The organism is Chlorobiota bacterium, assembly GCA_016710285.1.
Classification (GTDB): Bacteria; Bacteroidota; Ignavibacteria; order OLB7; family OLB7; genus OLB7.
The window spans coordinates 4058874-4082755 of the sequence record JADJXR010000001.1; the positions used below are offsets into that span (position 1 = coordinate 4058874).

The following is a 23882-nucleotide window of genomic DNA, read 5'->3' on the forward strand; positions in this document are numbered from 1 at the left end:
GCTAATGGAGAAAATGGATACCGCACGCTGGCAACCAACTACTTTTCAACGCTTTTGCAATGTCGCTTCTTTCACTCAATAACGTCACAATCCGGTTTGGCGGATTAACAGCGGTTGGGAACTTAACCGAGACGTTCGAGCAAGGTTCCCTTTCGGGAATTATCGGCCCGAACGGCGCGGGGAAAACAACGGTGTTTAATTTAATCACCGGAGTGTATGACCCCACCGAAGGGGGAATCAGTTTTAACGGGCGCGACATCGTTCCGCTAAAGCCCTACCAGATTGCGAACGTAGGAATTGCCCGAACATTCCAAAATATCCGGTTGTTCGGCGGGATGACCGTTAGCGATAATATCCGCGTGGCGTTTAACAACAACGCAAAAGCCGGATTGTTTGCCTCGGTGATGCAGTTCGGGGCGTACCAGCGCGAAGAAGCGGAGTACCACAAGCAGATTGACCACCTGCTGGATATGTTCGGAATGTTGGATACGCGGAATGAAATGGCGAAAAACCTCAATTACGGGGACCAACGCCGCCTGGAAATTATCCGCGCACTTGCCAGCAAACCGAAATTGCTGCTGTTGGATGAGCCTGCGGCGGGAATGAACCCCACCGAAAAACAGGAGCTGATGAAATTAATTCGCTACATCCGCGACACCTTCAACATCGCAATTATTCTGATTGAGCATGACATGAAAGTGGTGATGGGAATTTGCGAAAAAATCACCGTGCTGGATTATGGCCAAAAAATTGCGGTTGGAACTCCAGAAGAAGTGAAGTCAAATCCCAAAGTCATCGAGGCTTATTTGGGCGAAGCTGCCCATTAACTCTATTTTTTTCACATCTAATTTCTCACACGTTACCCAGTATCCATTTATCCAGTACCCATCGTGCTTCAGGTTGAACAGCTTCAGGTAAACTACGGCGCAATTTCGGCCATTAAAGGGATAACGTTCACGGTTCCCGAGCGGTCCATCGTGACGCTTATCGGCGCGAACGGAGCCGGAAAAACAACCACGTTGCGGACAATTTCCGGCTTGGTGAAATCTTCGTCGGGGAAAATCACCTTTAAGGGGAAGGAGATCACCTCCACCCCGCCGCACCACATCGTCTCGTTGGGAATCAGCCAATCGCCGGAAGGGCGGATGATTTTCCCGGAATTAACCGTTCTGGAAAATCTAAAAATGGGCGCATATCTCCGCAACGACAGCAAGGCGATTCTGGAGGATATGGATTACTGCTTCAACGTTTTCCCCCGATTAAAAGAGCGATTAAAACAGGCAGGCGGAACGCTGAGCGGTGGCGAACAGCAGATGCTTGCGATTGCGCGCGCGCTGATGTCCAAACCCTCCCTTCTGCTACTGGACGAGCCGTCGCTGGGAATTGCCCCGCTGCTGGTGAAATTAATTTTCGAGAAAATTGTTGAGATCAATCGCGACCTGGGAACAACGATGCTGCTGGTGGAGCAGAACGCCACCATGGCGTTGAACGTTGCGAACTACGCCTACGTTCTGGAAACTGGAGAAATTATTCTTGAAGGAAATGCCCGCGACCTGGCACAAAACGAAGAAGTGCAGAAAGCCTACTTGGGCATGTAAATAATCACCCGCATCATGCTGCAATCATCAACATCCACCCAGCATTATAATCTTTCGCATATCCGCGCAGTAAAAGGGGAGCACCGCATTGCGGTGGTGATTCCCGCATTTAACGAGGACCGCTCGATCCTGCGAGTGCTTGAAGATATCCCCGAAGCCTTGGTTGATGAAATCGTGGTGGTGAACAACAACTCCACCGACAACACCGCATCCATTGCCGCCGCCGCCGGGGCAACGGTGTTGAACGAGCCGCGCCGTGGCTACGGCAGCGCCTGCTTAACTGGCGTGGCCTATGTGCTGGCACGGAACTACGACATCATCGTGTTTATTGATGCCGATTACAGCGACCACCCCGAAGAGATAACCCAACTGGTGGAGCAACTGACGCAGGGGGGATACGAAATGGTGATCGGTTCGCGGGCGTTGGGCCAGCGGGAAAAAGGGGCGATGCTGCCGCAAGCGTTGTTCGGGAACTGGCTGGCGACGCGGCTGATGCGGCTGCTGTGGGGGGCGCGGTTCAGCGACCTTGGCCCCTTCCGGGCAATCCGCGCCGACGCGCTCCGCCGCATTGCCATGCGCGACACGAACTACGGCTGGACCATCGAAATGCAGATAAAAGCCACGCGGCTTGGGATCCGCTCCACCGAAATTCCGGTCCGCTACCGCCGCCGCATCGGTGTCTCGAAAATTACCGGGACGCTAAGCGGGACAATCAAAGCCGGGTGGAAAATCCTTTACACGATAGCGCGGTACAGCCTTCGTAAAAAATAGCGGTGGCACGGGCGGGGTTCAGAGCACCCCAAATTCCTGCGGCTTGCCGGTAGCCGAAGGTCTTTAGCCTTCGGCGTCATCCCTCACTTGGCAGGCTAAAGACCTGTTATCAATCCCGACTCATCCAGCCCGCCCAGCTTGGCAGGCTAAAGACCTGCCGCTACCCGGGCTGTGTAACCGCCAACAGCGGTAGCCGAAGGTCTTTAGCCTTCGGCGGCTTGGCAGGCTAAACTCCCCTTATCAATCCCGACTCACTCAGCCTGCCCAGTTCTTTTGCATCTCCAAACATCCCCTTCCCTTCCCCGCTCTTCTCCCGTTTGTATTTTCGCGGCATGATTGCAACCAACGTCGTTAGCGTCCAGTTTGGCGGGGAGTATCTTTTCCGCGATGTCACCTTCATGATTCGCCCGGGCGACCGGGTTGGATTGGTTGGGGCCAACGGAGCGGGGAAATCTACCCTGATGAAAATTTTAATGCGGCTGCAAGCGCCGGAATCGGGCCAGGTGCAAACCAGCCGCCATGCCGTTGTTGCCCACCTGCCGCAAGAAGGTGTGGTCCTAAGCGATTCCAGCGTCCGCGATGAGGTGATGAAGGCGTTCAGCGAGGCGAAGGAGCTGGAGCAGGAGATCATGGAGACCACCGAAGAAGTTGCCCGCCGCGCCGACGAAGCCGGCACCCCGGAATATCAATCCTTGCTTGACGACCTGGGCGAACTTCAGCACCGGTTCGAGGCGATGAACGGCTTTGCGCTGGAGGGTGAGGTGGAGAAAATTTTGATGGGGCTGGGGTTCGAGGTGAAAGATTTCGACCGCCCCTGCACCACGTTCAGCGGCGGGTGGCAGATGCGGATTGAGCTTGCAAAACTTCTGCTGCGCCAGCCCGATTTGCTGATGCTGGACGAACCAACCAACCACTTGGATATCGAGTCGCTGACGTGGCTGGAAAATTTCTTGCAGAATTACCAGGGCGCAATCCTTCTTATCTCCCACGACCGCGCATTCCTGGATGCCATCACCAACCGAACGTTCGAGCTTTCGATGCGGCGGCTTACGGTGTACGCCGGCAACTACAGCCGCTACCGTACCGAACGGGATGCCCGCCGCGAACAGCAGCAAGCCGCCTACGAGAATCAGAAGAAGATGATTGAGGAGACGGAGGAGTTCATCGAGCGGTTCCGGTACAAGGCCTCCAAAGCGGCGCAAGTCCAGTCGCGGGTGAAGGCATTGGAGAAATTGGAGAGGATTGAGCCCCCCGAAAGCGACGAAGAGTCGGTTCACTTCCGATTCCCCCCCGCCCCACGCAGCGGGCGTGTGGTGGTTGAGCTTCAAGGATTGGGGAAATGGTACGGCGATAACCACGTTCTGGACAACGTGGATTTCGCGATTGAGCGGGGGGAAAAAATTGCATTCCTGGGGCGCAACGGCGAAGGGAAATCCACCATGAGCCGGATTGTTGCCGGGATTGAATCGTACCAACAAGGGGAACGCCTGCTGGGGCACAACGTCAGCATTGGCTACTTTGCCCAGCACCAGGCCGAGGACCTGGACCCGCGCAAAACCGTGCTGCAAACCCTGGACGAGGTTGCCACCGGCGACATCCGCCTGAAGCTGCGGACACTGCTTGGGGCGTTCCTGTTCCACGGCGATGATGTCTTCAAGTACGTTGGCGTGCTTTCCGGCGGCGAGAAGTCACGGCTGGCGTTGGCGAAGCTGTTGCTGGAACCGGTGAACCTGCTGGTGTTCGACGAGCCAACGAACCACTTGGATATGGCCAGCAAAAAAGTGCTGAAGGAAGCCTTGATAAACTTCGATGGCTCCATCATCCTGGTCTCGCACGATCGCGACTTCCTGAACGGGATTGTGGGGAAATGCGTGGAGTTCCGCCAGCGAAAAACAAAGGAGATGCTGGGGGGAATCGAGGACTACTTGCGGCGGCGGCAAACCGGAAGCATTGACGATGTGTTCCGCAAAAGCACCGCAAAGCAACCGGAGCCAACAAAGGGAACGGCAGCAGCAACACCGGCCCCAGTTGGCGACCGCAAGGAGCAAAAACGGCTGGAAGCCGAGGCACGGAACCGCCGGTACGCGGCCACCAAAGATTTGAAAAAGAAGATCGAGAAAACGGAGCTGGACATTGCCAGCACCGAGCAGGAAAAAACCCGTTGCGAGGACCAGTTGGTATCGCCCGAAATCTACGGCGACCCCACCAAGCTGCGGGACCTGCAGGCCCGGCTTGCCGAAGCAAACCGGAAACTTAGCGACCTGTACGCCACGTGGGAACGCACCGCCAGCGAACTTGAAAAAGTGGAAAGTGAGCTTGGGTAGAGTTTGCCCCCGGGGGATGACGAGATTAGCAACCGCAGAACCGAACCAACACCATGCCCGACATCAGAATAGAACGCCACCACACGCTTGGCAAGGAGTCCGCCAAACGCTCGGTGGATGGCATTGCGCGCCAGATGAAAGCACGCCTGAACGCCAACTGCGACTGGTACGGCGATGAGATGGTGATCCGAAGCTCCGGCGCAGATGGCCGCATCAAAGTTTCGGAGAACCTGATTGTGATCGAAGTCAACCTGGGCCTGCTCCTTTCCCCGATGAAAAGCACCATCGAGCGGGAGATCAGCCGGCAGCTGGACACAAGAGTGGGAACCGGAAAGGGAGGGATGTAGCCTGGCAAGAACCTACTATGCCGCCACCGCAGTCGCCCCCTCCCCGCCTCCCTCAATGCTGGGGGAGGAGCTGGCAGAGGATGACCCGAACAACGGAAAACAACGAATCTTTCTAGAAACCATTTCCCCCCAGCATTGGAGGGACGCGTAGCCCGTCAGGGCGAAGCAGGGGGGCGCGTCAGGATCAGAGCAAGTCCCCACTCAACCTCCGCAGCTGACGGAGCGAGGGGAAGAAATATCCAAAACGAATCAGAAAAAAAATCGGGCACTCCCTCTCCAGCATCTGGCCGAAGGAGTGCCCGCGGTTATTTCTGCGATGTGGCGGTCGCGGATTGGCGTTCCGCTTCCGTTAGTTCATTGCCGGCAAGATTTTATCGCCGACGGTGGTGACTTGGGTTAAGGCTTCGGGATACTTCGGGCGGATCTTCTTGGCCATGTTCACCTGGTCGTGCATCAAGGTTTTGCAGTCAACCACTTTGGCTTCAAGGTTGGCGGTTTCATACTTCACGAAGTAGGTTCCCCACACCACTTTTCTTGCGCCAAGTGCCTGGGCCACCGCCCAGACGTCGGTCTCATAGCTGGGGCTTTTTACGTCCACGTTGTTGGCAAGCATTTGGTCACGGACATCATCCATCGAGACCAGCGTGAACTTGGTTCCCGACTCGGGCTTGGTTGAAAGGTAGTGGTGGAGCGAGTCAGAAAATGGCCAGGAGAGGTCGTCGTAGATCACCTCGCCCGATAAATTTTTGAAGGGGAAAATTGCGATTACCGTTGGCTCGGTTGTTTGTGCAAGCGTTGCCGTGCTGGTCAGAAGCAGCGCGGCCAGTGCAAGAAGCAGTGTCTTCATGGTCTTATTCGTTGTTGCTTAGTTTTGGAGAGGCTGAGAAGCGTTTGCGCAGGCATCGGTTGGCTGGGAACCTGCGCAGATAGGAACGTTTAACGCTGCGCAAAAATGCATCGGTGTCGCAGAATTGGCAAGCGTCGCGCCCGCGGAACAACCGCCCGGCGGAAGCGTCGCAACGGCGTGCAGGGGGGGTAATGGTAAAATTTCTGGGGCATGAACACGAGTTACCGAAAGAAAATCGTCATTCCCCCCGCTTCCACCCTTGCCCGAAAGGGACGGATGCCGTAATATCGCCCAACGTTGAAGCAATTGAACCAGCAGCCATGACCACGTTCGCAGCTTGCATGGCGGTTCAATCGCGGTGGATTTCCCTTAACGCAGGCCGACGCAGTGATTCGTAAAGGAGCTTCATACCGCCCATTTCACATTGATCCAACCGAGGATCGGCCCGAGCTTCCCGGCAAACGGGGAGCCAGCGACCGCCCGACCTTCGGCTCGATCATCTGGTATTCCATGCTCCGGCTGGTTATCACCATCGGCGCGGCGGTGCTGCTGTACGACCACGTGGATTACAGCGAATGGTGGTGGATCACCATCGCCTCCATTTATGGCTTCGTGATCTTCCCGGCCCAGGTCCAATACAACCACTTCCGCCAGTCCAGCCGCCAGATCATCGAAGAAACGCTCTGCTCCAGCTGCCGATTCTTCAATCCCGACGGCTTGCATTGCACCAAACTTGACGAACACGTCAACGAACGCTACCTCCCCTGCGAGGGGGAAGGCTGGGAACCGAAGTCGTTCGAGGAAGAGTAATCCTTCCTGACGGCCCGGCATTTCCGCCAAGTTGCTGGCGTGCCGATTCTTGTATTGTCACCCGTTACCATTCAACCCTCCTACTCCCTTCCCTTGCCGATGATGGTTCGCGCTTGCCCAATTTCCTTTCTACTTTTGGCACTCTGGATGCTGGCGATTGGAATGCACGGGGCCAATAGCGCGTTTGCCGAAGCCCACCACGGGATACTCCCCCATCGCATCATTTCCAACAGCAACGAACCGGACGCTGCCAACGCTTCCATGCTGGCCGGGCTTGGGGGAATCGCGCCCGCGCCACCGGTTCAAGAACGACGCTCGGGCGGGACCACCACGGCCCAGAAACCAACAAAACGGAAAAAAGGGGCGACTGGGAAAGCACAGACACGGAAGAAATCCGTGAAGGGAAAAGGAGGAACGGGGAAACGGAAAAACTACGGGCCAAAACGGAAACGCCGCTCCGCCGCAGCAGCAACCCCAGCCGCGCCGAAACTCCGCTCCGTGGCTGCCGACTCCATCGTGGTTGAGCAGCTTGCCGATGGGGTCACCTACCAATGGATGCGGACCTCCGGCGGCCACATTGCCCACGTTGTGAAAGCCGCGCTGAGCGCAAACGCACGGCTGCGAACAATCAAAGCCCACGAGCGGTTCGACGGCCTGCAAAAAGCGGCGGACATTTTTGAAATGGCCGACAGCTTGCTGGAGGATACCGTGATTGCCGCCACCAACGCCAGCTTCTGGAAAGCCACCTACAACTCCCCCATCGGCCCCACCATCACCAATGGTGAAGTGATCGAGACGCTGGGCTACAAGGCGTGGTCCTCGTTGCTGATCTACGAGGATGGGACGATTGGATTTGACCGCGTTCGGCTAACCGGCCAGCTTCTGTGGAAGTATCGCCAATCCCCCATTGCTGCGGTGAACGCACGCGGCGGGGAAGATGGGCTGATCCTGTACAACCGCTACTACGGCGACTCCATCCCGCGAGGAAGCCGCCGAACCGACAGCGCGATTATTGCCGAAGTGCTGGCCAACCAAGTGGCCCCCGAAAGTGGCGATGAGACCGAGATTCCGCTGATTGACACCGCCGGAATCGTTGCCGCGTGGCGCGCAGCAAAATTGCGCGAGGACCGCGAGCATCCAATGCTGAAAATCGCCCTAGAGCCGCTGAAACCGCGACGCAAGCGGGACCCGCTCCCCTCCCCCTCCGTTGGCGACACCATGCGGTTGCACGTTGTGGCGGTGGACACCGGGTCGGTGGAAATTCCCGAGAACGGATTTGTGGTGTCGCTGGGGCTGGCGGCGGAGTATTTTACGGCAATCCAAGAAGGGGACACGGTGAAATTGATCTTTCAGATTTCGCCAACGCCGCAAAAAAACGTGCGGGACCTTCTTACCGGAACCCCTCGGCTTGTTCGCGATGGCGTGGCGGACCCGGAATATGAAACGGAGGGATCGAAGGCTGTGCGGTTTGTCCAGGGGTCGCTTGCACGCACCGCCGTGGGGGCAACCCGCGGTGGAGATACGCTGATCCTTGTGGCCATTAACAGCGGAAGCAAGGAGGCCGGAACCGTGGGGATGAACCTCTCGGAGCTTGCGCGATTCATGGTGGAGCAAGGGGCCTACCAAGCCATGAACTTCGACGGCGGTGGGTCCACCTCGATGGTGATTGATGGCGAGACCGTCAGCCGCCAGGGGAGCAAGCCCTCGTCGCGAAGGGTCAGCAACGCACTGGTGATCGTAAAAACAAAATCGCCACAAGCCACCAAGAAAAAAGGGCGGGCATTGCAGCCAACGGGTGAGTAAGCTCACCCGGATAGCAATCCCCACCCTTCCACTAATCGCACCCCATCAGCGCGATGGGATGCCGTCAATAAATTCCTTCCAGACCTTGAACACCTCCCACGTTGCGCGGACATCCCTCATGCAATATTCCGCGATTGTTTGATGCTTCCCTTCGGTGAATAAGCGGGCAACGTCGTTTCCGGTAATCCCTTCTTCTTTTGGGGAAGTGATGCCGAACGCCTTGCAGTAAAAATCGAAGTTCCACCGCTTGGTTGGCCCTGCCCTCTCGAACTCCTTGAACGCTAACTCTGCTTGCAGATCAATATGCCCCTCAAAGTTCCAGCGCGTTCCGGCCATTAAATTTCGGCTGGGCCGGACGCGCAGCACCGCCGAACGAAGCATCAGGAACGGGCAATCGAAACTGCGCCCGTTGAAGGTGACAAGCACCACCCGTTCGGAAGCCCGCTCGAAACGATGCCACCACGCTTCCAGCAACTCTGCCTCCGGCATACAACGCCAGATGGAACCATCGGGAAGATGATCGTTTTCGGGAGGGGTGGCACTGTTGGAGAAGATCATGGTTTTCGGCTCGGTGGCCGAAAGGTCCTCGGCATAGAGCATCCCGATTGCCGCCACTTGCGCCGTGAACGGGTTCAAACTCATCTGGCGTTTCCGCTCGGCTTCCTGCTCCTGGTTTCCATCGGTGCCGCGCAAGATCAGCTCCTGCTGGGAATCCGCCAGCGAATCGAACGGCAGGGCCGCCGTCTCGATATCAAACACTAAATATGGCATTGGGCGTTGTTGATTGTTGGTTGTTGGCTGATTGATTGAGAAAGAAAGAGAGGGAAACTTTGCTACCCACCAATCCCCGCCCCCCCCACCTTCTCCACCAAGGCATCGGCCACGACGGCGGGGACAAATTCGCGAACGGTTGGAGATCCGTAGCGGGCAAGCTCGCGGATAATCGAGGAGTTCAAGTAGGTGTACCGCTCGTGTGGCATCAGGAAGATGGTGTTGATTTCCGGGGTCATTTTTCGGTTCATCAGGGCCATTTGCAGCTCGTACTCAAAATCACTGACGGCACGCAGCCCGCGGACAATGGCAATCGCCCCTTGCTGCTGGGCGAACTCCACAATCAGCCCGCTGCACCGCATCACCCGCACGTTCGGGAACCGTGATAGCGATTGCTCGGCAAGGGCAAACCGCTCCTGCTCGGTGAACAACGTTTTTTTGGCACTGTTCACCGCCAGGGCAACCACCACTACGTCGAACATCTGCGCCGCACGCTCGATGATGTCAATATGCCCGTTGGTAATGGGGTCAAAGGTTCCGGGATAGACCGCGGTTCGTTCCATGCGTGGTTTGTTTCCTTCAAGACTTCTTTCAATGATCTTCTTTTTTCCGATAGATGGAGATTCCGGTGTCGCCAAAATGGCGCGTGGTTTCCAGCAAGGCAACGTCGGTGCTGCGGCCTTGCATGAACCCGGAATGCTCCAGCACCAGCAGCCCGCCATCCCGAATCCGCCCAAGCGCGAACAGGTCGTGGACAAGGCGGTCGAAGATGGTGGCTGCGTACGGAGGGTCCGCAAACACCAGGTCGTACTCCTGCTCGGTCCCCACGATATGGCGAAGCGCGTCGCGTTGCAGAACCGTTCCGCACTCGCGCAATCCAAGCTCGATAAGGTTTTGCTGGATTGTGTTGGCGGCCCGCCCGTTCATCTCCACAAAATGGCAATGGGCCGCGCCACGGCTTAACGCCTCGATTCCCAGCGCGCCGGTTCCGGCAAACAGGTCCAGCACCATCATCCCGCCGAAGGTGATGCGTGAGTTCAGGATGTTGAAGATTGACTCCCGCACGCGGTCGGTAGTTGGGCGCAGGCCTGGGCTATCAATGCTTCGCAGCTGGCGGCCACGAAGTGTTCCGGCGATAATCCTCATCGGCTTATTGTGCTTTTAGGAACGGGCGCATCTTCTCGTATTTCTTTGGGCCAATGCCTTTCACGTTCATGATGTCGGCTGGGGAAGTGAACTTCCGCGCACCCCGGTAGGCGATAATTGCCTCGGCAGTTTTTTCCCCCACCCCCGGAAGCCGCATCAGTTCGGGCTTGGAGGCGGTGTTGATATTGATCGGGCCGGACGGAGGCTGCTTCTTTCCGTTGGAGCGTTTGGAAGCGGCTTTGGCAGCGGAATCGGCGGCAAGGTCATCATCGCTTAGCGGCTCCCATTGGGCAAGGCTGTCGCCGGTTGCGCTGTCGTGGGCAAGGGCTTGGCGAAGCTGGCCGGCGCGGTAGGTTGCTTGGATGGAGTCGTGCCGCTGGATCAGCGCGGCAATGTCGTGCCGCGTACGCACGGGGTCCCGCCCGTCGAAGAATGTGGAATAGACCCACCCGGCCAACGCACCACCAGCAACCACCAAAGCAACAGTAACATCCGTTTGGGTTAATGATAACCATGAGGCGATACGAGAACGGAAGCCCACAGGAACAACCTCCTTCCCCCGGCAATATCACGGGGTTCCGAATGAATGATGATACGTGCACAGAACGGCGGCAAAATAGAACTTGCAGTGTTGGGAACAATAGGAATCGCAAGATTTCAAGCGAAAGAAGTGCCAGCGGGTGTGCGTGGTGCGGGCGCAGTTTTGAAAAATGTAACCGCACGCAAAACGCCGTTGGTTGGGGTTTCCGATGCGCTATATTTGCACCCCTTCAACGCCCGTGTAGCTCAACTGGCAGAGCATCTGATTTGTAATCAGAAGGTTGCAGGTTCGATTCCCGTCGCGGGCTCGGCAGAAACAGAAAAGGGGATATCACACTTGTGGTATCCCCTTTGTTTTTTTCGCAAACGGCCTTGCGGCCTGGTGAAAAAGAAACGCCCGACCTCATCTTGCAGAGTCCGGGCGTTCGTTCTTTTTGCTGGCTGTTGCCAGGCCAACAATTACTTATTGGTGTTTGGCTTCAGGGCACCCTCAACTTCTTTCTTGGCGTCCTTCATCGCGCCTTCAACCTTCTTGGCAGCGTCGTTCACTGCGCCTTCGACTTTGGCAGCGGCAGCGTCAACTTTCTTCCCTGCTTCCTCCATCATTCCCCCTTCTTTCTTGGCAGCGGCGGTGTCGCCAGTTGCTGGGGCGGTGGTGGCTGCGGCTGGGGCGGCTTTCATGGTGGCTTCCAGCTCGCTGTGTTGCTTCATCAGCTCGTCCAGCTTGGTGTTCCAGGCGGCGTAGTCGGCTTCGGCGGCTTTCCAGGCGGTCTCAACGTCGGCGCGCTTGCCGGCTTTCACCACTTCGGCCATCTTGGTTTGCGACTCGGCCAGCTTGGTCTCGATCTCTTTCACTGCTGCTTCGTGATCCTTCATCATCTGGTCCATCTTGGCGCGGGTCTCGGCCATTGCGGTGTCGGCCGGGTTGGCCGAAGCCTTCATCGTCTCGAACGCTGTGGCCAGCGCTGCATGCTGGGTCTTGAACTCGTTCAACTTCGTGGTGAAGTCGGTTGCTGCTTTTGTCCAAGCGTCGCTCAGGTCGGTAACGTTCTCTTTGCCGCAGCCAACGATCGTCAGTGCAGCGATGGCCAGCGTCAGCATGGCCTTGTAGGTGTTGCGAATCATGGTTGTCACTCCTTTTGGTTTCGTGAACGGTTAGATGTATCTGCTATAATGGGCTGTCACTTCAAGCAAGGGTTGCAAAGATAGGGGCTGTATCCAAGCAAAGAATGTGAGAGATTTTTTCGGGAACCATTCGCCGTTGGGATCACTCATCGAACGGCTGAATGGTGATTCCCCCCTCCATCCGCTCCTTAAGCTCCTCCACTTTCAACTCTGCCGACTGCAATTCCTGGCGGCAGTACTGCGCCACGGTGATCCCTTCCTCATAGAGCTTCATGGCCTCCGACAATGGGGTGGTTTCGCTTTCCAAAGCATCCACAATCTGGGCTAATCGCTCCAAAGATTCTTCGAACGAACGTTGTTTTTTTGCCATGGTAGAAGTTGCGCGAAGGCTTATACGCACCGAAAAATTTGGCGTTACCACGCCGCGTTGTTCCCGCTGGACCTACTCACCTTCCCAAGCACTTTTCCGCTTCAACGCGGCCTGGTGCCGGGGGCGAAGGCGGCGGCGTGCCAGCAGTTTGGTGATCTGCACAACCACCTCCGCAAGGCTCCGAAACGGGTAGTGGGGAAGCCGGTTGGCGTTGCAAAACGCCGCCAACTTCCCTTTCGCAAAAATGATGTCGGCGTGTTCGGCGGGGCAGCAATCGCTGATGCCGTCGCCGATGTAGATGATCCGGGCATCGGGATGGGCCAAGCCAAGCAGAACGTTCCGCTTGCAAACCGCCGACGGGCAGTTGCACCCCTCGGTGGCGTGCGGGAACCTTACGCTCATCCTTCCCTCGGGGGTCAACTCCGCACGGTTGCAAAAAAGTTCCACCCCGCCGATTCCATGCCGCTCCAGAAAACGCTGGATATAGAGATCGAAGCCATCGCTGACAATCGTGAAAGGGATTTCCTGCTGCTTGGCAATCAAAAGAAGCGGATGGATATCGGGATCAATAGCAACCGTTGCCAAAAAGGAATCCAGCATCTCCATCGTGAAAGGGGCGTGCAGGCTGGCGGCCACCCGCTTCCAGTACTCGCCGATTGGCAACGCCCCTTCCACCAGCATCGTGTGGTGTGGCTCCTGCGTTCCGAACCGTTGGAACAGCTCCCAACCGATGTCCGCGTGGCTGATGGTTCCGTCGAAATCGCAGAAGATGTGGGCGCGGAATAACCGCTCGGCCGCCGAACCGTCCGGCGGAGCATTCAGTTCGGGGAAGGTGGGGACGTTGGTGTTCAAGCGTTATCAAGAAGTTGGAGCGATGCCACGCAGTTATTGCACCCTTCCCACTTGCAACGCCAGCGAGAAGCCGTAAAAACTTTTTTGGGAGTTGATGGAGTACAGGAAGCTGATGCCAAGCCCCACGTGCGGCAGCGGGGTGATTCCAATCTGCCCTTCAATCGGGAAGGTAACGGTGCTGAAGGTTTGCACGCTGCGTGCGGTTTGCAGGACCTGGCCTTGCGCCACGCCAACGCCAGCAAGCATTGCCGCGTAGCCAATCTCATCGCGGGTGATGATGCCATACAACAGGCTGGCATCCAGAAGGTTATCGCCCGGGCGGTCGGGAAGCCGAAGGTTGCTGGAAGCAAGCGCGGTCCCTTGCATCACCCGCGCCGAAAGCAAATGGCCGTGCATGTAGTTGACGGTGAACCCAAGGTCAAAGCCGTACAGCGGCTCGACGGCCTTCATGGAAGCCAGCCCAAGCCGAAACCACATGGGCATTGCCTCTGCAGCATCCGTTGCTGCAACCGTCTGCGCCGGAAGCAATGGAGCCAAGAACCATGAACCGAAAAGGAAGGCCACCAACAGGGGGATGAATCGCATCTTACCCAAACAGCTTCCGTTCGGGCGATTGGGCAGCGGAAAGCATATCCAAAAACTCCTTGCGGGGGATTGCCTTTCCTCCAAGAATTGCCATGTGTGGTGTCACCATCTGGATATCAATCCACTGGGCCCCGCGTTCGCGCAGGTGGTCCATCATGTGAAGCAGGGCGAACTTGCTGGCGTTGGTGCGCCGGTGGAACATACTTTCGCCGGCATAGACCCCATCAATCTCCACGCCGTACAACCCACCAACCAACTCATCGCCATCCCAAACCTCGACGCTGTGGGCGTATCCCAATTCATGGAGCTGGCAGTAGGCGTGAACCATCGAGTCAATAATCCACGTTCCCGATTGGCCCTGGCGGGGCACCGCCGCGCACGCAGCAATAACGCTCGGGAAATCGCGGTCAATCGTGAAGGTGAACGCCGTCCGTTCGCGGTCCTTGCGAAGGCTTCGTGGGATATGGAGTTCGTTCAGGAACATCACCCCCCGCTCAATCGGCGAGACCCAATAAATTGAGTCCTCATCGGTGGGCCAGGGGAACACCCCCATGCGGTACGCCTTCAGCAAATTCTCGGTGGTGAACTCGCCACCGATCGCCACAAGCCCGTCATCGCCAGCAAGGTAGGGATCAATGAAATCAATGGTCGCCATGCAGGTACTTGGTTGTTGATTGGCCGCAAGATAGAGGGAAATCGGAAACCTTCCCCCCGACAACATTCCGTTAATGGATAGTGAAGGAGGTTCTTCGGCCCATTGTTGTAACTTCATCGCCATGAACATAGGCATTACCTGTTACCCTACCTACGGCGGAAGCGGCGTGGTGGCCACCGAGCTTGGAAAAGAGTTGGCCGCACGCGGCCATAACGTCCACTTCATCAGCTACGCACTCCCCTTCCGGTTAAATGGCTTCATGCAGAATATCTACTTCCATGAAGTTGAGTTGCCCGATTACCCGTTGTTCGAGGTTGACCTTTACTCACTTTCGCTGACCAGCAAGATGGTGGATGTGGTGCTGTACGACGACCTTGACATCCTGCACGTCCACTACGCAATCCCCCATGCCAGCAGTGCCTACATGGCAAAGCTGATTTTGAACGAGCAAGGCCGCGACATCAAAATCATCACCACCCTGCATGGGACCGACATCACGTTGATTGGCCTTGACCCCACCATGCTTCCGCTGGTCCGTTTCTCGATTGATAAATCGGATGGCATCACCACCGTTAGCCGATTCCTGCGCGAGAAGACGCTCACCAATTTCAATCTGGATGTTCCGATTGAGGTGATCCCGAACTTCGTGAATATCAACGAGTGGCAACGCCAGGACGGAAGCCGGCTGCGCCAGCAATGGGCACCAAACGGCGAGAAGGTCCTGGTCCACGTAAGCACCTTCCGCCCGGTGAAACGGGTGATGGATGTGATCCGGACGTTCGATCAAATCCGCAAAACGGTTCCCAGCAAACTGATTATGGTTGGCGACGGCCCCGAACGCGCCGAAGCCGAACGGATGTGCCGCGAGCTTGGCATCTGCGACGATGTCCTGTTTTTAGGAAAACAGCTTGCCCTTGTGGAAATCTTTTCCGCCAGCGACCTGTTCCTGATGCCCAGCCAATCGGAAAGTTTTGGGCTTTCGGCGTTGGAGGCAATGGCCTGCGGGCTGCCGGCCCTGACAAGCTCGGTTGGTGGATTGCCGGAACTGAACCTTCACGGGACCACAGGCTACATCTGCGAAATCGGCGACACCGACCGGATGGCACGCTACGCCATTGACCTGCTTTCCCATCCCAAAAAATATGCCCAGTTCAGCACCGCCGCACGCGAACGCGCCGTGAACAACTTCGACGCGATGGACATCGTGGCTAAGTATGAGGCCTACTACGAACGCGTGCTTCGGGGAGGGAAATAGCCATGGAACCCAGCCAGATTGATCTTCCAAAACTGTTGGAGGTTGCCACCGAAGCGGCCAACAGTGCCGCGCAGCTTCTTGCCTCCCGTTTCGGCACCGACATGGACGTGCGGCTGAAACCTGGCGGGGCGCACGACCTTGTCACCGAGATGGATATCGCCAGCGAGAAGCTGATCCAGCATGTGATTCGGGGCCACCTGCCCGATGCAAAATTTCTTGGGGAGGAGACCGGGGGCGATCGCGATTTAACAGAGCTTACGTGGGTGGTGGACCCGATTGATGGAACCGTCAACTACGCGCACGGGATTCCAATCTGGTGTGTTTCCATTGCGGCGGTTGCCAACCACTGCCCGCTGGTTGGGGTAATCGCCAACCCGAGCGTTGGGGAATTGTTCACCGCAACAAGCGGGGCCGGCGCGTTCCTGAACGGCAAGCGGCTGCGGGTTACGGAAACGCCCGGGCTGGTGGGGTCCGTGCTGGTAACGGGGTTCCCGTACAACGTTGCCGAGAATCCTTTTGGCTGCATTGATAGCTTTGCGGCATTTGTTCGGCGTGGAATTCCGGTGCGGCGGCTTGGGTCCGCCGCGCTCGATTTGGCCTACGTTGCCGCCGGACGCTTCGATGGTTTTTGGGAAGTGAAACTGAACGAGTGGGATATTGCCGCCGGAGCATTAATGGTCCACGAAGCCGGCGGCGCGGTCCGCTCCTACGGCCCCAACAACGCCCAGGGCCTTCTAACCACCGACCGCCTATTGGCAACCAACGGAGTGATTGAAAGGGAGATGTTGGAGGTGCTGCAGCAGTAATTGGCGTACGGAAGGATTACGAAAGCAGCATCGGGCATTGCGGAACGCTCATTTTCATTACGTTTATAATGATTGGATAGCCGAAGAACCTCACACAAGCCTCAAGCCATGAATAGCACCTACCACAATTCGCCATTCGCTCATACTTTTTTTATCAAAAAAGCATGGTATATCTATCTGCTATTCGCTGTCCTTTCTCCTATCACACTCAATGCTCAATGGGAACAAGTCGGAGAGTCCTTGCATGGTGTAGATTATCTACCGAACGGAACGATAGTCTCGGTTGGAGAATTTGGAAGAATATTTTGTTCATTTGATGATGGCAGCACGTGGATACGAAACGTCATCCCAACAAAAAAGAGTTTACACAGCGTTGATTTTGCCACATCACAAATTGGGGTGGCTGTTGGCGATAGCGGAACAATTGCCAGAACCACCGATGGGGGATATTCTTGGAAGATTATACCCTCCCCCACCAGTGTATTACTACGGCGCATATCTTTTTTAAAAGAATCGTTAGTGGGCCTTGCTGTTGGGGATCAAAAAACCATCCTGCTCACCACAGATGGAGGTCTTACATGGAATAGTGGCGACCCAAATATTTCTAATTCTTTTGCTATTTCCTTCACTGACGTTGCGTTTGCTTCCCCTAATCGTTGGTTCGTTGTTGGTAATAAAGGCACTGCTCTACTCTCAGAAAACAATGGGACTTCTTGGAAGCCTTTACCATTTTCAGAATTAGAAGCATTTGCGGGTATTTCCTTTCTTGATTCATTGCATGGGTTGTTGATCACCTCCAAAGCCCAAGCATTTTACACAATGGATGGAGGAAAAACTTGGGCACGTAAAAATAGCGTGCCGAAGTACATAGACTTTGTTGAAAAGGTTCAGTTGATTACCCAAAACAAAGCATGGTTTGGCGGGCTATATTTCAACGGCAAAAAATTGGCCGTAACCAACGACACAGCCTCCTCATGGTCCCGAGACGGTTATAATGGGGTGCCGATAACGCAGTTCTGCGCCATATATGATTTGGATTTTTATGATAGTGCGCACGGAGTTATTGTTGGCGACAACTCCATCATCATGAAAACACGTGACGGAGGGATGGTATGGGATACCCTTTCATACCTCAATGTCAGAATTCACCCCAAATATGGGCGCACGATACGCGAGTTTGTAGGAATTTATGATTGCACCACAATTGGCATATCCCCTGCGGATAATGGAACGATTATAGGAACATCTAGCATAAGCGGCGTGGCAGCTTATACAACTGACAATACTATGTGGAGAATGAAATATTCTGCAGACAACACACATTCCATTAACGAAATTGAATTTGTCACCCCTCAGCATGGCTTCATGGCAACCGGTGAAGGGTTGTTTAAATCAACGAACCATGGGATTTCTTGGTCCTTAGTGAAAAATATTCCTATCAAAACTGATCGTTCCATTTCCGCAGTCAGCTTTATCAATCCAGATACAGGATTGATTATCAACTACAATACTACGTGGAGAACGACCGATGGTGGTGGAACTTGGCAAAGCTCGGTTTTACCAGATGTTCAGTATGCAGCCGATATCGTCTTAACAACTCCATTAATAGCATACGCATCAACAAAAGAACGGGTGTTTAAATCTACTGATGGAGGGAATTCTTGGGTTACTCTCCTCGAGTATAAAAAACAAGGTTTTGGCTCCTTCCAAAAGATGTATTTCCAAGATTCGGCTCGCGGATTTATTGCATCAACATTTGGGTCTATCTATAAAACAACAGATGGAGGGATTACGTGGGATTCAAACTCCGTTTCACAAGGCGGATTTATGGGGGTACGTTTTTTTAGCGATTCTCTTGGATTTGCCTACGGGCTTCCCTCGCTATTGATGGTGACTAACGATGGAGGGAAAAGTTGGGTAAGGGAATATCCATACCCCCCAAGGACTGAAGACTCCAATATTGTTTTTTATGATTTAAAACTTCTCCCTGGGGACACAACATTGCTCTTGGTTGGTTCAAACGCCTGTTTGCAACGTTCATTTCATCCCAAGCAATACACTCGCGGATCAAATGAGAACCCTTATTTATTTATCAATATCATCCCTAACCCTTTAAGGTTAGGTGCTGCTACAATCACAATTTATGGGCTGTACAGCGTTCCGACCGATCACCTATCACTACGTGTTTTCGATTTATACGGAAGGCAGGTGGCAGATTTATCCACAATGTTAGAATTAACCGGGTCGCGAACAATTGCTGAAGCCACGATAGACGCTTCCAAGTTTGCCAGCGGAGTCTATTTGGTGCAATTCCAAGCAGGTGGGAATTCACGAACAGAGCGGATAGTTATCACCCGCTGATCCCCCCCCTTCTACGCCCCCTGCATCCCGACATCGTTGCTGTAGCTTGCCGACAGGCGCAGGGTGATGGCGGTGCTTGGTATCTGAACTCCGTCAAGCTCCCCAACCGCCACAATTCCCCGCACGGAGTTGGTGAAAAACACTTCGTCGGCACGGCGCAGTTCGGCGATGGTAAAGGCGCGTTCTTCGGCGGGGATGCGCAGTTCTTCGGCAAGCTCCATCACCCGCTGGCGGGTGATCCCCGGGAGGATTCCCAGCCAGATCGGCGGCGTTACCACCTTGCCCCCTGTCACCATGAAAATGTTGCTGACGCTCCCCTCCAACACGGCTCCATCCTCCCGCACCAGCACCCCTTCACGCGCCCCCGCCTCGCGAATCTTCCGCACGGCCTGGACCGACCGCAGGTAGTTCAGCGATTTCATCGTTCCCCCACCCCCAACATTCGGGTCGGCGGCTACGGTGATGATCGTTTCTGGATGACCGTCAGAATGCAATAACGGCCTGAGTTGGATGGCGATGGTGGGCACTGCGTCGTCGCGGATGTCGAACAAGTTCTCCGAAACACCCCGCGTCACCGTCAGCCGGAGTGCGCAATCGGGAAGATTGTTTGCGGCGATGGTGGCGGCAATCCGCAACGCCAACTCCGCATCTTCCGGCAGCGGTATCCCCAACACCCCGGCCCCAGCCCGCAACCGCTTCAGATGCCGCCCCAGCAGATGCACCCTTCCCCGATAGCTCCGCATCGTCTCGAACAACCCATCGCCAAACTGGAAGCCGCGATCCAGCAGTGAAACCACCGCCTGCTGCTGCGGAAGAAGTTGACCGTTCAGATTAACCAGCATCGTGGCCTAAGAAATTGCGGAGGATGTCGCGACCGTGATCGGTCATAATGGATTCCGGGTGATACTGCACCCCAACCACCGGAAGCTGCCGATGCTCCACCCCCATCACCTCCCCTTCCGGGGTCCATGCCGTCACGCGAAGCTCATCGGGAATGGTGCCATCGGCAAGGATCAGCGAGTGATACCGCATGGCCCGAAATGGCGAGGGCAGCCCCGAATGCACGCCGGTCCCGTCGTGGTGGATCATGGCGGTTTTCCCGTGCATCACCTTTGCCGCCCGAACCACCTTCCCCCCAAAGGCCTGCCCAATCGCCTGGTGCCCCAAACAAACGCCCAGGATTGGGACCGCTCCGGCAGCGGCGGCAATCAGCTCCAGCAAAATTCCGGCATCGTTCGGGGTGCAGGGGCCCGGGGATAGCACGATGTGGCTGGGCTCCATTTCCAGCACCTGCCGAACGCTGATCTGGTCGTTGCGGGCAACCACCGGATCGGCACCAAGCTCGCCCAGATACTGCACCAAGTTGAAGGTGAACGAATCGTAGTTATCCAACACAAAAATCATCCCGCCGCCACCTCCTTCTCTCTCCCCTTCTCCTTTTCCTCCTGGGCCAGCGCGGACTCCACCGCGTTCATTGCGGCTTGGGCCTTGCGGAGCGATTCGCGGTACTCATGTTCGGGGACGGAGTCGGCCACGATCCCCGCACCGGCCTGCAAGTAGGCAACGCCATTCTTCACCAGCAGCGTCCGGATGGCGATGTTGAATTCGGCATCCCCATTCCACCCCAGCCAGCCGATTGAGCCGGTGTAGATTCCGCGCCGCGTTGGCTCAAGCTCCTCGATAATCTCCATGGATCGGACCTTCGGCGCGCCGGTAATCGTCCCCCCGGGGAAGCAGGCACGGAGCGCATCCAGCGTGTCCATCCCTTCGCGCAATTCCCCGCATACGTTCGAGACGATATGGATAACGTGGGAGTACTTTTCAACGGTCATCAGCTCGTTCACCTGGACCGTGCCGTAGCGGGCAACGCGGCCAATGTCGTTCCGCTCAAGGTCCACCAGCATCAGGTGTTCGGCGCGTTCTTTTTCGTTGGCAAGCAGCTCGGCAATCTTTTCCTGGTCCTCGGCTTCCGTGGCCCCGCGCCGTCGGGTTCCGGCAATCGGTCGTGTCTCAATCGTTGGTCCGCTGGCGCGCAGCAGCAGCTCGGGGGAAGCACTCACCACGGCGCAATCGCCCCCTTCGATAAAGGCCATAAATGGAGATGGATTGATCTTCCGCAACTGCCGATACAGCAGCAGCGGATCGGTCCCAAACGCCCGCTGGAACCGGACGCTCAGATTAGCCTGGAAAATATCCCCGGCGAAAATGTACTCCCGCGTGCGGCGGACGGTCGCGGCAAATTGATCTGGCGTTACCGTTGGCGCAAAGGCAAGCGGGTCGGCGTGGGTGGTGTCGGGTGGGGTATCGGCTTCGGGCGGGGGAAGCGTGGAAAGGACCTCCATCATCTCCTGCAATCGCGCTTCCATCTGGCGGTACTGCGCGGCCATGTCGCCATCGTGAAGAACCGGAAGCGTGGCAAGGGTCAGCACCCCGCGCTGGTGGTCGAACTCGATGAAAGAATCCACTAACTGGAAGTAGCACAGGGGGAGCTGAAGATCGTCGGCAGCAAGGGTGGGGATGCGCTCGATGACGCGGCACAGGTCGTAGCTGAACCACCCAATCAGCCCGCCGCCGAACCGCCGAAGCAGCGGGTTCGGGGCGATTGGATTGTCCGAACAAAGCTGGCGAAGCTGGCCGAACGGGTCGCCGGAATCGGTTGCGGCAAAGGTCCACTCCCCTGCAATATCCACCGCAACCACCGAACGCCCCATCCCCCGGCCAGTCTCCAACAACGCCCCCCTTCCCTTCTTCCGAAACGCCTGATAGACCGCAAAAGGTGATGCCCCACCAGCGGGAATTTGCATGGCCAACGGAACCCGCAAGCCAGGGCGCGCAACGCGCAGAAAATCAGAACAGGAAGGAGCGATCACAGGGATTGATTGCGGGTCGGTTGAAGGTCTCGTCTGAATGTCATCGTTGCCTGCGGCGCGGTAGGTGAATTTTGCGCACTCTTTCCCCACCTTCTTCCCCGCTACTTCCCATTCTCTGCCCGTTGTATCCACCGCTTTTCCGTCAGCACGCTGTCCAGGCGGATGTCGCGGTCATCGGTGGGGAGCTGGTCGAAGATTTGGATGTCGAACGCCACCCCAATTGCGGGGCGGGGAAATTGAGTAAGGAACTGGTCGTAGTAGCCTTTGCCGTAGCCCAATCGGTTGCAGTTCAGGTCGGCAGCAAGCAGCGGGGCAATCACCAAGTCACACTGTTCCATATCGAACGGCGCGGCATCGGTTGGCTCCAGAATTCCCAGCTTTGTGGTGCGATAATGGGTGGAAGGGAGTATCTGCCACTGCTCGCTTCCTCCGTCGTCCATCACGCGCATCAGCCCAACCTGCTTCCCCATTTCCCACGCCAGATTGATAATCGGCCGGATATCCACCTCGTTTCCAATGGGCAGATACACATGCAGCCCGCGAGCGTCCAGAAACTGGTCCAGATCAATCATGCTGCGGCAGATTTCAAGGCTTGCGGCGGTGCGATCCTCAAGGCTTAGCAAGCCGCGCCGTTGGTGGGCAATCTGCCGGAGTTCATCCTTGCTGGTGGCGGGCTTGCGGTTCATATCATTGCCTCAAGGCACGCGGCCGATTCTGGGTTGATGCTTGCGGCGTAGCGGTCCTTTTCCGCAACGATCTGGGCAACAGCATCCACCAATTTCTCAAGATCATCCATTGAATTGAAGATGCCGATGGTTGCGCGGACCGCGCCCGGAAGCTGGGCCGGTTCCCCCGCAGCAACTTTCTGGCGAACGCCTTCGGCATCGGTGCAGCCAAGCAAGCGGGTCAGGTATGGGTGGGCGCAAAAACATCCATTGCGGGTGGCGATCCCGTAGTTGTTGTTCAGCACCGTCGAGACCACGTCGTGATGGATTCCCGGGATGTTGAACGGCAGCACCCCAAGTTTTTTCTCGGCGGGAATATCGCCCAACACCGTCACGCCGGGGATTGCGCGGAGCTTCTGCTCAATCGGCTTCAGGATTTCAAGCTCATGCTGGCGAACCCAATCCATCCCAATCTCCCCCAGCCACCGAATCGCCTCGCCCAGGGCAATCACCCCGGCAATGTTTGGGGTTCCGCTCAGGTGGCGTTCCATTCCGTCGGCCCAGACGACGTCGGTATCGGTAACGAACTTCACCGTTCCGCCGCCAGGGATATATGGGGTTGCAGCGTTGAACGCCGAGCGATTGGCAACAAGAAACGCCGCGCCAAACGGGGCATAGGCCTTGTGGCCGGCGGCGGCAAGGAAGTCAATATGTTCGGGGTGGTCATCGGGGCGCATGGCGATTGCGTGATGCGCCAGCAGCTGGGCCGCATCCACCAAGATTTTCGCGCCGTGCTGGTGGGCCAATCGTGCAATCCCGTAGATGTCGGGCATGAACCCGGTCACGTTGCTTGCGCCGGTGATTGCCACCAACTTGATCCGGTTATTTTTCAGTTTCGACTCCAGATCGTTGTAATCCAGTGACCCATCGGGAAGCACCTCAACGCGGTGGACCGGGCCATGCCGGCGGTGGGGAAGGTCGTTGGAGTGATGCTCCATCGAGGAAACCAGCGTGGCCCCTTCGGTTTGGCTCATCAGGTATCCGGCAAGATCCAGCGCGGTGGTTGTGTTGGTGGTGAACACCACTTCGTTGGTGGAAGGGTCCGCCCCCAGGAATTGAAGGATCGTCTCGCTAACAGCATCAAACAAGGCCGAGGCCTTCTGCGAAAGGTAGTGGTTGCCGCGGTGGATATTGGCGTAGTATTTCTCCAGAAATTCGCGGTAGGTATCCAGCACCCGGGTTGGTGGGTGGGTGCTTGCGCCGTGATCCAGATAGATAATGGCCCGCTCGATTCCCTCGGGCGAGGTAAAGCACTGGCTGGTGATTGGGAACTGACATCGGATGTCATCGAACTTGCTCATGGAGCCTCCACCAAAATAGT

The 23882-nt window shown here is 56.4% G+C and carries 25 protein-coding genes and 1 tRNA gene; 11 read left to right on the forward strand and 15 right to left on the reverse strand.

Features of this window, described 5'->3' with window-relative positions:
• Positions 1-59 precede the first annotated feature (59 nt).
• From IPM61_15195 to IPM61_15215, 5 genes are all read left to right on the forward strand, one after another.
• Positions 60-827 carry an ABC transporter ATP-binding protein gene (locus IPM61_15195; protein MBK8912656.1) on the forward strand — a complete coding sequence of 256 codons (768 nt, stop codon included), beginning with the start codon at positions 60-62 and terminating at the stop codon, positions 825-827.
• Between the two features lie 63 nt (positions 828-890).
• On the forward strand, positions 891-1598 hold the full coding sequence (locus IPM61_15200) for an ABC transporter ATP-binding protein (protein ID MBK8912657.1): 708 nt from the start codon (positions 891-893) through the stop codon (positions 1596-1598).
• 15 nt (positions 1599-1613) lie between these two features.
• Positions 1614-2369, forward strand: coding sequence for a glycosyltransferase family 2 protein (locus tag IPM61_15205; GenBank protein ID MBK8912658.1), 756 nt, complete (start codon positions 1614-1616; stop codon positions 2367-2369).
• Between the two features lie 332 nt (positions 2370-2701).
• Positions 2702-4693, forward strand: a complete 1992-nt coding sequence (locus IPM61_15210; GenBank protein ID MBK8912659.1) for an ABC-F family ATP-binding cassette domain-containing protein — start codon at positions 2702-2704, stop codon at positions 4691-4693.
• A 53-nt stretch (positions 4694-4746) separates the two neighbouring features.
• Entirely contained in the window at positions 4747-5040 is a 294-nt protein-coding gene (locus IPM61_15215) for a polyhydroxyalkanoic acid system family protein (protein MBK8912660.1), read from the forward strand.
• 349 nt (positions 5041-5389) lie between these two features.
• On the opposite strand, the gene IPM61_15220 is transcribed toward IPM61_15215, so the two are convergent.
• Positions 5390-5887 carry a hypothetical protein gene (locus IPM61_15220; protein ID MBK8912661.1) on the reverse strand — a complete coding sequence of 166 codons (498 nt, stop codon included), beginning with the start codon at positions 5885-5887 and terminating at the stop codon, positions 5390-5392.
• A gap of 387 nt (positions 5888-6274) precedes the next feature.
• Between IPM61_15220 and IPM61_15225 the strand changes: the two genes are divergently transcribed.
• Together IPM61_15225 and IPM61_15230 are read left to right on the forward strand one after the other, a co-directional pair.
• On the forward strand, positions 6275-6697 hold the full coding sequence (locus IPM61_15225; protein ID MBK8912662.1) for a hypothetical protein: 423 nt from the start codon (positions 6275-6277) through the stop codon (positions 6695-6697).
• 135 nt (positions 6698-6832) lie between these two features.
• Positions 6833-8500, forward strand: a complete 1668-nt coding sequence (locus IPM61_15230; GenBank protein ID MBK8912663.1) for a phosphodiester glycosidase family protein — start codon at positions 6833-6835, stop codon at positions 8498-8500.
• Between the two features lie 45 nt (positions 8501-8545).
• On the opposite strand, the gene IPM61_15235 is transcribed toward IPM61_15230, so the two are convergent.
• The 4 genes from IPM61_15235 to IPM61_15250 all read right to left on the reverse strand — a co-directional run bounded on the left by IPM61_15235 (position 8546) and on the right by IPM61_15250 (position 10574).
• Positions 8546-9271 (reverse strand): ribonuclease H-like domain-containing protein, encoded by a 726-nt coding sequence (locus tag IPM61_15235; GenBank protein ID MBK8912664.1) that lies wholly within the window; start codon positions 9269-9271, stop codon positions 8546-8548.
• Positions 9272-9333: 62 nt separating this feature from the next.
• Positions 9334-9834, reverse strand: a complete 501-nt coding sequence (gene coaD / locus IPM61_15240; protein MBK8912665.1) for a pantetheine-phosphate adenylyltransferase — start codon at positions 9832-9834, stop codon at positions 9334-9336.
• Positions 9835-9862: 28 nt separating this feature from the next.
• Complete coding sequence (rsmD, locus tag IPM61_15245; protein ID MBK8912666.1) at positions 9863-10417, reverse strand: 16S rRNA (guanine(966)-N(2))-methyltransferase RsmD; 555 nt, start codon at positions 10415-10417, stop codon at positions 9863-9865.
• A gap of 4 nt (positions 10418-10421) precedes the next feature.
• Positions 10422-10574, reverse strand: a complete 153-nt coding sequence (locus IPM61_15250; GenBank protein ID MBK8912667.1) for a helix-hairpin-helix domain-containing protein — start codon at positions 10572-10574, stop codon at positions 10422-10424.
• A 618-nt stretch (positions 10575-11192) separates the two neighbouring features.
• Here IPM61_15250 and IPM61_15255 point away from each other — a divergent pair.
• A tRNA-Thr gene (locus tag IPM61_15255) sits at positions 11193-11265 on the forward strand.
• 151 nt (positions 11266-11416) lie between these two features.
• Here IPM61_15255 and IPM61_15260 read toward each other — a convergent pair.
• From IPM61_15260 to IPM61_15280, 5 genes are all read right to left on the reverse strand, one after another.
• The gene (locus IPM61_15260; protein MBK8912668.1) at positions 11417-12082 is read right to left on the reverse strand and encodes a hypothetical protein; all 666 of its coding nucleotides are present in this window, start codon (positions 12080-12082) and stop codon (positions 11417-11419) included.
• Between the two features lie 142 nt (positions 12083-12224).
• Entirely contained in the window at positions 12225-12452 is a 228-nt protein-coding gene (gene xseB / locus IPM61_15265) for an exodeoxyribonuclease VII small subunit (GenBank protein MBK8912669.1), read from the reverse strand.
• Positions 12453-12524: 72 nt separating this feature from the next.
• Positions 12525-13304: an MtnX-like HAD-IB family phosphatase gene (locus tag IPM61_15270; protein ID MBK8912670.1), complete on the reverse strand. Its 780-nt coding sequence runs from the start codon at positions 13302-13304 to the stop codon at positions 12525-12527.
• A gap of 33 nt (positions 13305-13337) precedes the next feature.
• Positions 13338-13889, reverse strand: a complete 552-nt coding sequence (locus tag IPM61_15275; protein ID MBK8912671.1) for a hypothetical protein — start codon at positions 13887-13889, stop codon at positions 13338-13340.
• A 1-nt stretch (position 13890) separates the two neighbouring features.
• Positions 13891-14544, reverse strand: a complete 654-nt coding sequence (locus tag IPM61_15280) for a leucyl/phenylalanyl-tRNA--protein transferase (GenBank protein ID MBK8912672.1) — start codon at positions 14542-14544, stop codon at positions 13891-13893.
• Positions 14545-14665: 121 nt separating this feature from the next.
• On the opposite strand from IPM61_15280, the gene bshA reads away from it, so the two are divergent.
• The 3 genes from bshA to IPM61_15295 all read left to right on the forward strand — a co-directional run bounded on the left by bshA (position 14666) and on the right by IPM61_15295 (position 18966).
• The gene (gene bshA, locus IPM61_15285; protein MBK8912673.1) at positions 14666-15799 is read left to right on the forward strand and encodes an N-acetyl-alpha-D-glucosaminyl L-malate synthase BshA; all 1134 of its coding nucleotides are present in this window, start codon (positions 14666-14668) and stop codon (positions 15797-15799) included.
• A 2-nt stretch (positions 15800-15801) separates the two neighbouring features.
• Complete coding sequence (locus IPM61_15290; protein ID MBK8912674.1) at positions 15802-16605, forward strand: inositol monophosphatase; 804 nt, start codon at positions 15802-15804, stop codon at positions 16603-16605.
• 108 nt (positions 16606-16713) lie between these two features.
• Positions 16714-18966, forward strand: coding sequence for a T9SS type A sorting domain-containing protein (locus IPM61_15295; GenBank protein MBK8912675.1), 2253 nt, complete (start codon positions 16714-16716; stop codon positions 18964-18966).
• 11 nt (positions 18967-18977) lie between these two features.
• Here IPM61_15295 and IPM61_15300 read toward each other — a convergent pair whose 3' ends face one another.
• Genes IPM61_15300 through IPM61_15320 form a run of 5 tightly spaced genes read right to left on the reverse strand, consistent with a single transcriptional unit; the run spans position 18978 to position 23862 of the window.
• Positions 18978-19808 carry an aminotransferase class IV gene (locus IPM61_15300; GenBank protein ID MBK8912676.1) on the reverse strand — a complete coding sequence of 277 codons (831 nt, stop codon included), beginning with the start codon at positions 19806-19808 and terminating at the stop codon, positions 18978-18980.
• Complete coding sequence (locus IPM61_15305) at positions 19798-20370, reverse strand: aminodeoxychorismate/anthranilate synthase component II (protein ID MBK8912677.1); 573 nt, start codon at positions 20368-20370, stop codon at positions 19798-19800. The genes IPM61_15300 and IPM61_15305 overlap by 11 nt, the downstream gene beginning before the upstream one ends.
• Positions 20367-21968 (reverse strand): anthranilate synthase component I family protein, encoded by a 1602-nt coding sequence (locus IPM61_15310; protein ID MBK8912678.1) that lies wholly within the window; start codon positions 21966-21968, stop codon positions 20367-20369. Before IPM61_15310 ends, IPM61_15305 begins: the two co-directional genes overlap by 4 nt.
• The gene (locus IPM61_15315) at positions 21938-22522 is read right to left on the reverse strand and encodes a 5-formyltetrahydrofolate cyclo-ligase (protein MBK8912679.1); all 585 of its coding nucleotides are present in this window, start codon (positions 22520-22522) and stop codon (positions 21938-21940) included. The genes IPM61_15310 and IPM61_15315 overlap by 31 nt, the downstream gene beginning before the upstream one ends.
• Entirely contained in the window at positions 22519-23862 is a 1344-nt protein-coding gene (locus IPM61_15320) for an aminotransferase class V-fold PLP-dependent enzyme (GenBank protein MBK8912680.1), read from the reverse strand. The genes IPM61_15315 and IPM61_15320 overlap by 4 nt, the downstream gene beginning before the upstream one ends.
• Positions 23863-23882: the final 20 nt, after the last annotated feature.

Bases quoted from the DNA above. Each gene is read 5' to 3' on its own strand.
- IPM61_15275 (MBK8912671.1), bottom strand. From the start codon at position 13,889: ATGCGATTCATCCCCCTGTTGGTGGCCTTCCTTTTCGGTTCATGGTTC.
- bshA (MBK8912673.1), top strand. From the start codon at position 14,666: ATGAACATAGGCATTACCTGTTACCCTACCTACGGCGGAAGCGGCGTG.
- IPM61_15250 (MBK8912667.1), bottom strand. From the start codon at position 10,574: ATGCGGCTTCCGGGGGTGGGGGAAAAAACTGCCGAGGCAATTATCGCC.
- IPM61_15235 (MBK8912664.1), bottom strand. From the start codon at position 9,271: ATGCCATATTTAGTGTTTGATATCGAGACGGCGGCCCTGCCGTTCGAT.
- IPM61_15220 (MBK8912661.1), bottom strand. From the start codon at position 5,887: ATGAAGACACTGCTTCTTGCACTGGCCGCGCTGCTTCTGACCAGCACG.
- IPM61_15295 (MBK8912675.1), top strand. From the start codon at position 16,714: ATGAATAGCACCTACCACAATTCGCCATTCGCTCATACTTTTTTTATC.
- IPM61_15305 (MBK8912677.1), bottom strand. From the start codon at position 20,370: ATGATTTTTGTGTTGGATAACTACGATTCGTTCACCTTCAACTTGGTG.
- IPM61_15210 (MBK8912659.1), top strand. From the start codon at position 2,702: ATGATTGCAACCAACGTCGTTAGCGTCCAGTTTGGCGGGGAGTATCTT.
- IPM61_15215 (MBK8912660.1), top strand. From the start codon at position 4,747: ATGCCCGACATCAGAATAGAACGCCACCACACGCTTGGCAAGGAGTCC.
- IPM61_15260 (MBK8912668.1), bottom strand. From the start codon at position 12,082: ATGATTCGCAACACCTACAAGGCCATGCTGACGCTGGCCATCGCTGCA.
- rsmD (MBK8912666.1), bottom strand. From the start codon at position 10,417: ATGAGGATTATCGCCGGAACACTTCGTGGCCGCCAGCTGCGAAGCATT.
- xseB (MBK8912669.1), bottom strand. From the start codon at position 12,452: ATGGCAAAAAAACAACGTTCGTTCGAAGAATCTTTGGAGCGATTAGCC.
- IPM61_15315 (MBK8912679.1), bottom strand. From the start codon at position 22,522: ATGAACCGCAAGCCCGCCACCAGCAAGGATGAACTCCGGCAGATTGCC.
- coaD (MBK8912665.1), bottom strand. From the start codon at position 9,834: ATGGAACGAACCGCGGTCTATCCCGGAACCTTTGACCCCATTACCAAC.
- IPM61_15320 (MBK8912680.1), bottom strand. From the start codon at position 23,862: ATGAGCAAGTTCGATGACATCCGATGTCAGTTCCCAATCACCAGCCAG.
- IPM61_15280 (MBK8912672.1), bottom strand. From the start codon at position 14,544: ATGGCGACCATTGATTTCATTGATCCCTACCTTGCTGGCGATGACGGG.
- IPM61_15205 (MBK8912658.1), top strand. From the start codon at position 1,614: ATGCTGCAATCATCAACATCCACCCAGCATTATAATCTTTCGCATATC.
- IPM61_15290 (MBK8912674.1), top strand. From the start codon at position 15,802: ATGGAACCCAGCCAGATTGATCTTCCAAAACTGTTGGAGGTTGCCACC.
- IPM61_15195 (MBK8912656.1), top strand. From the start codon at position 60: ATGTCGCTTCTTTCACTCAATAACGTCACAATCCGGTTTGGCGGATTA.
- IPM61_15300 (MBK8912676.1), bottom strand. From the start codon at position 19,808: ATGCTGGTTAATCTGAACGGTCAACTTCTTCCGCAGCAGCAGGCGGTG.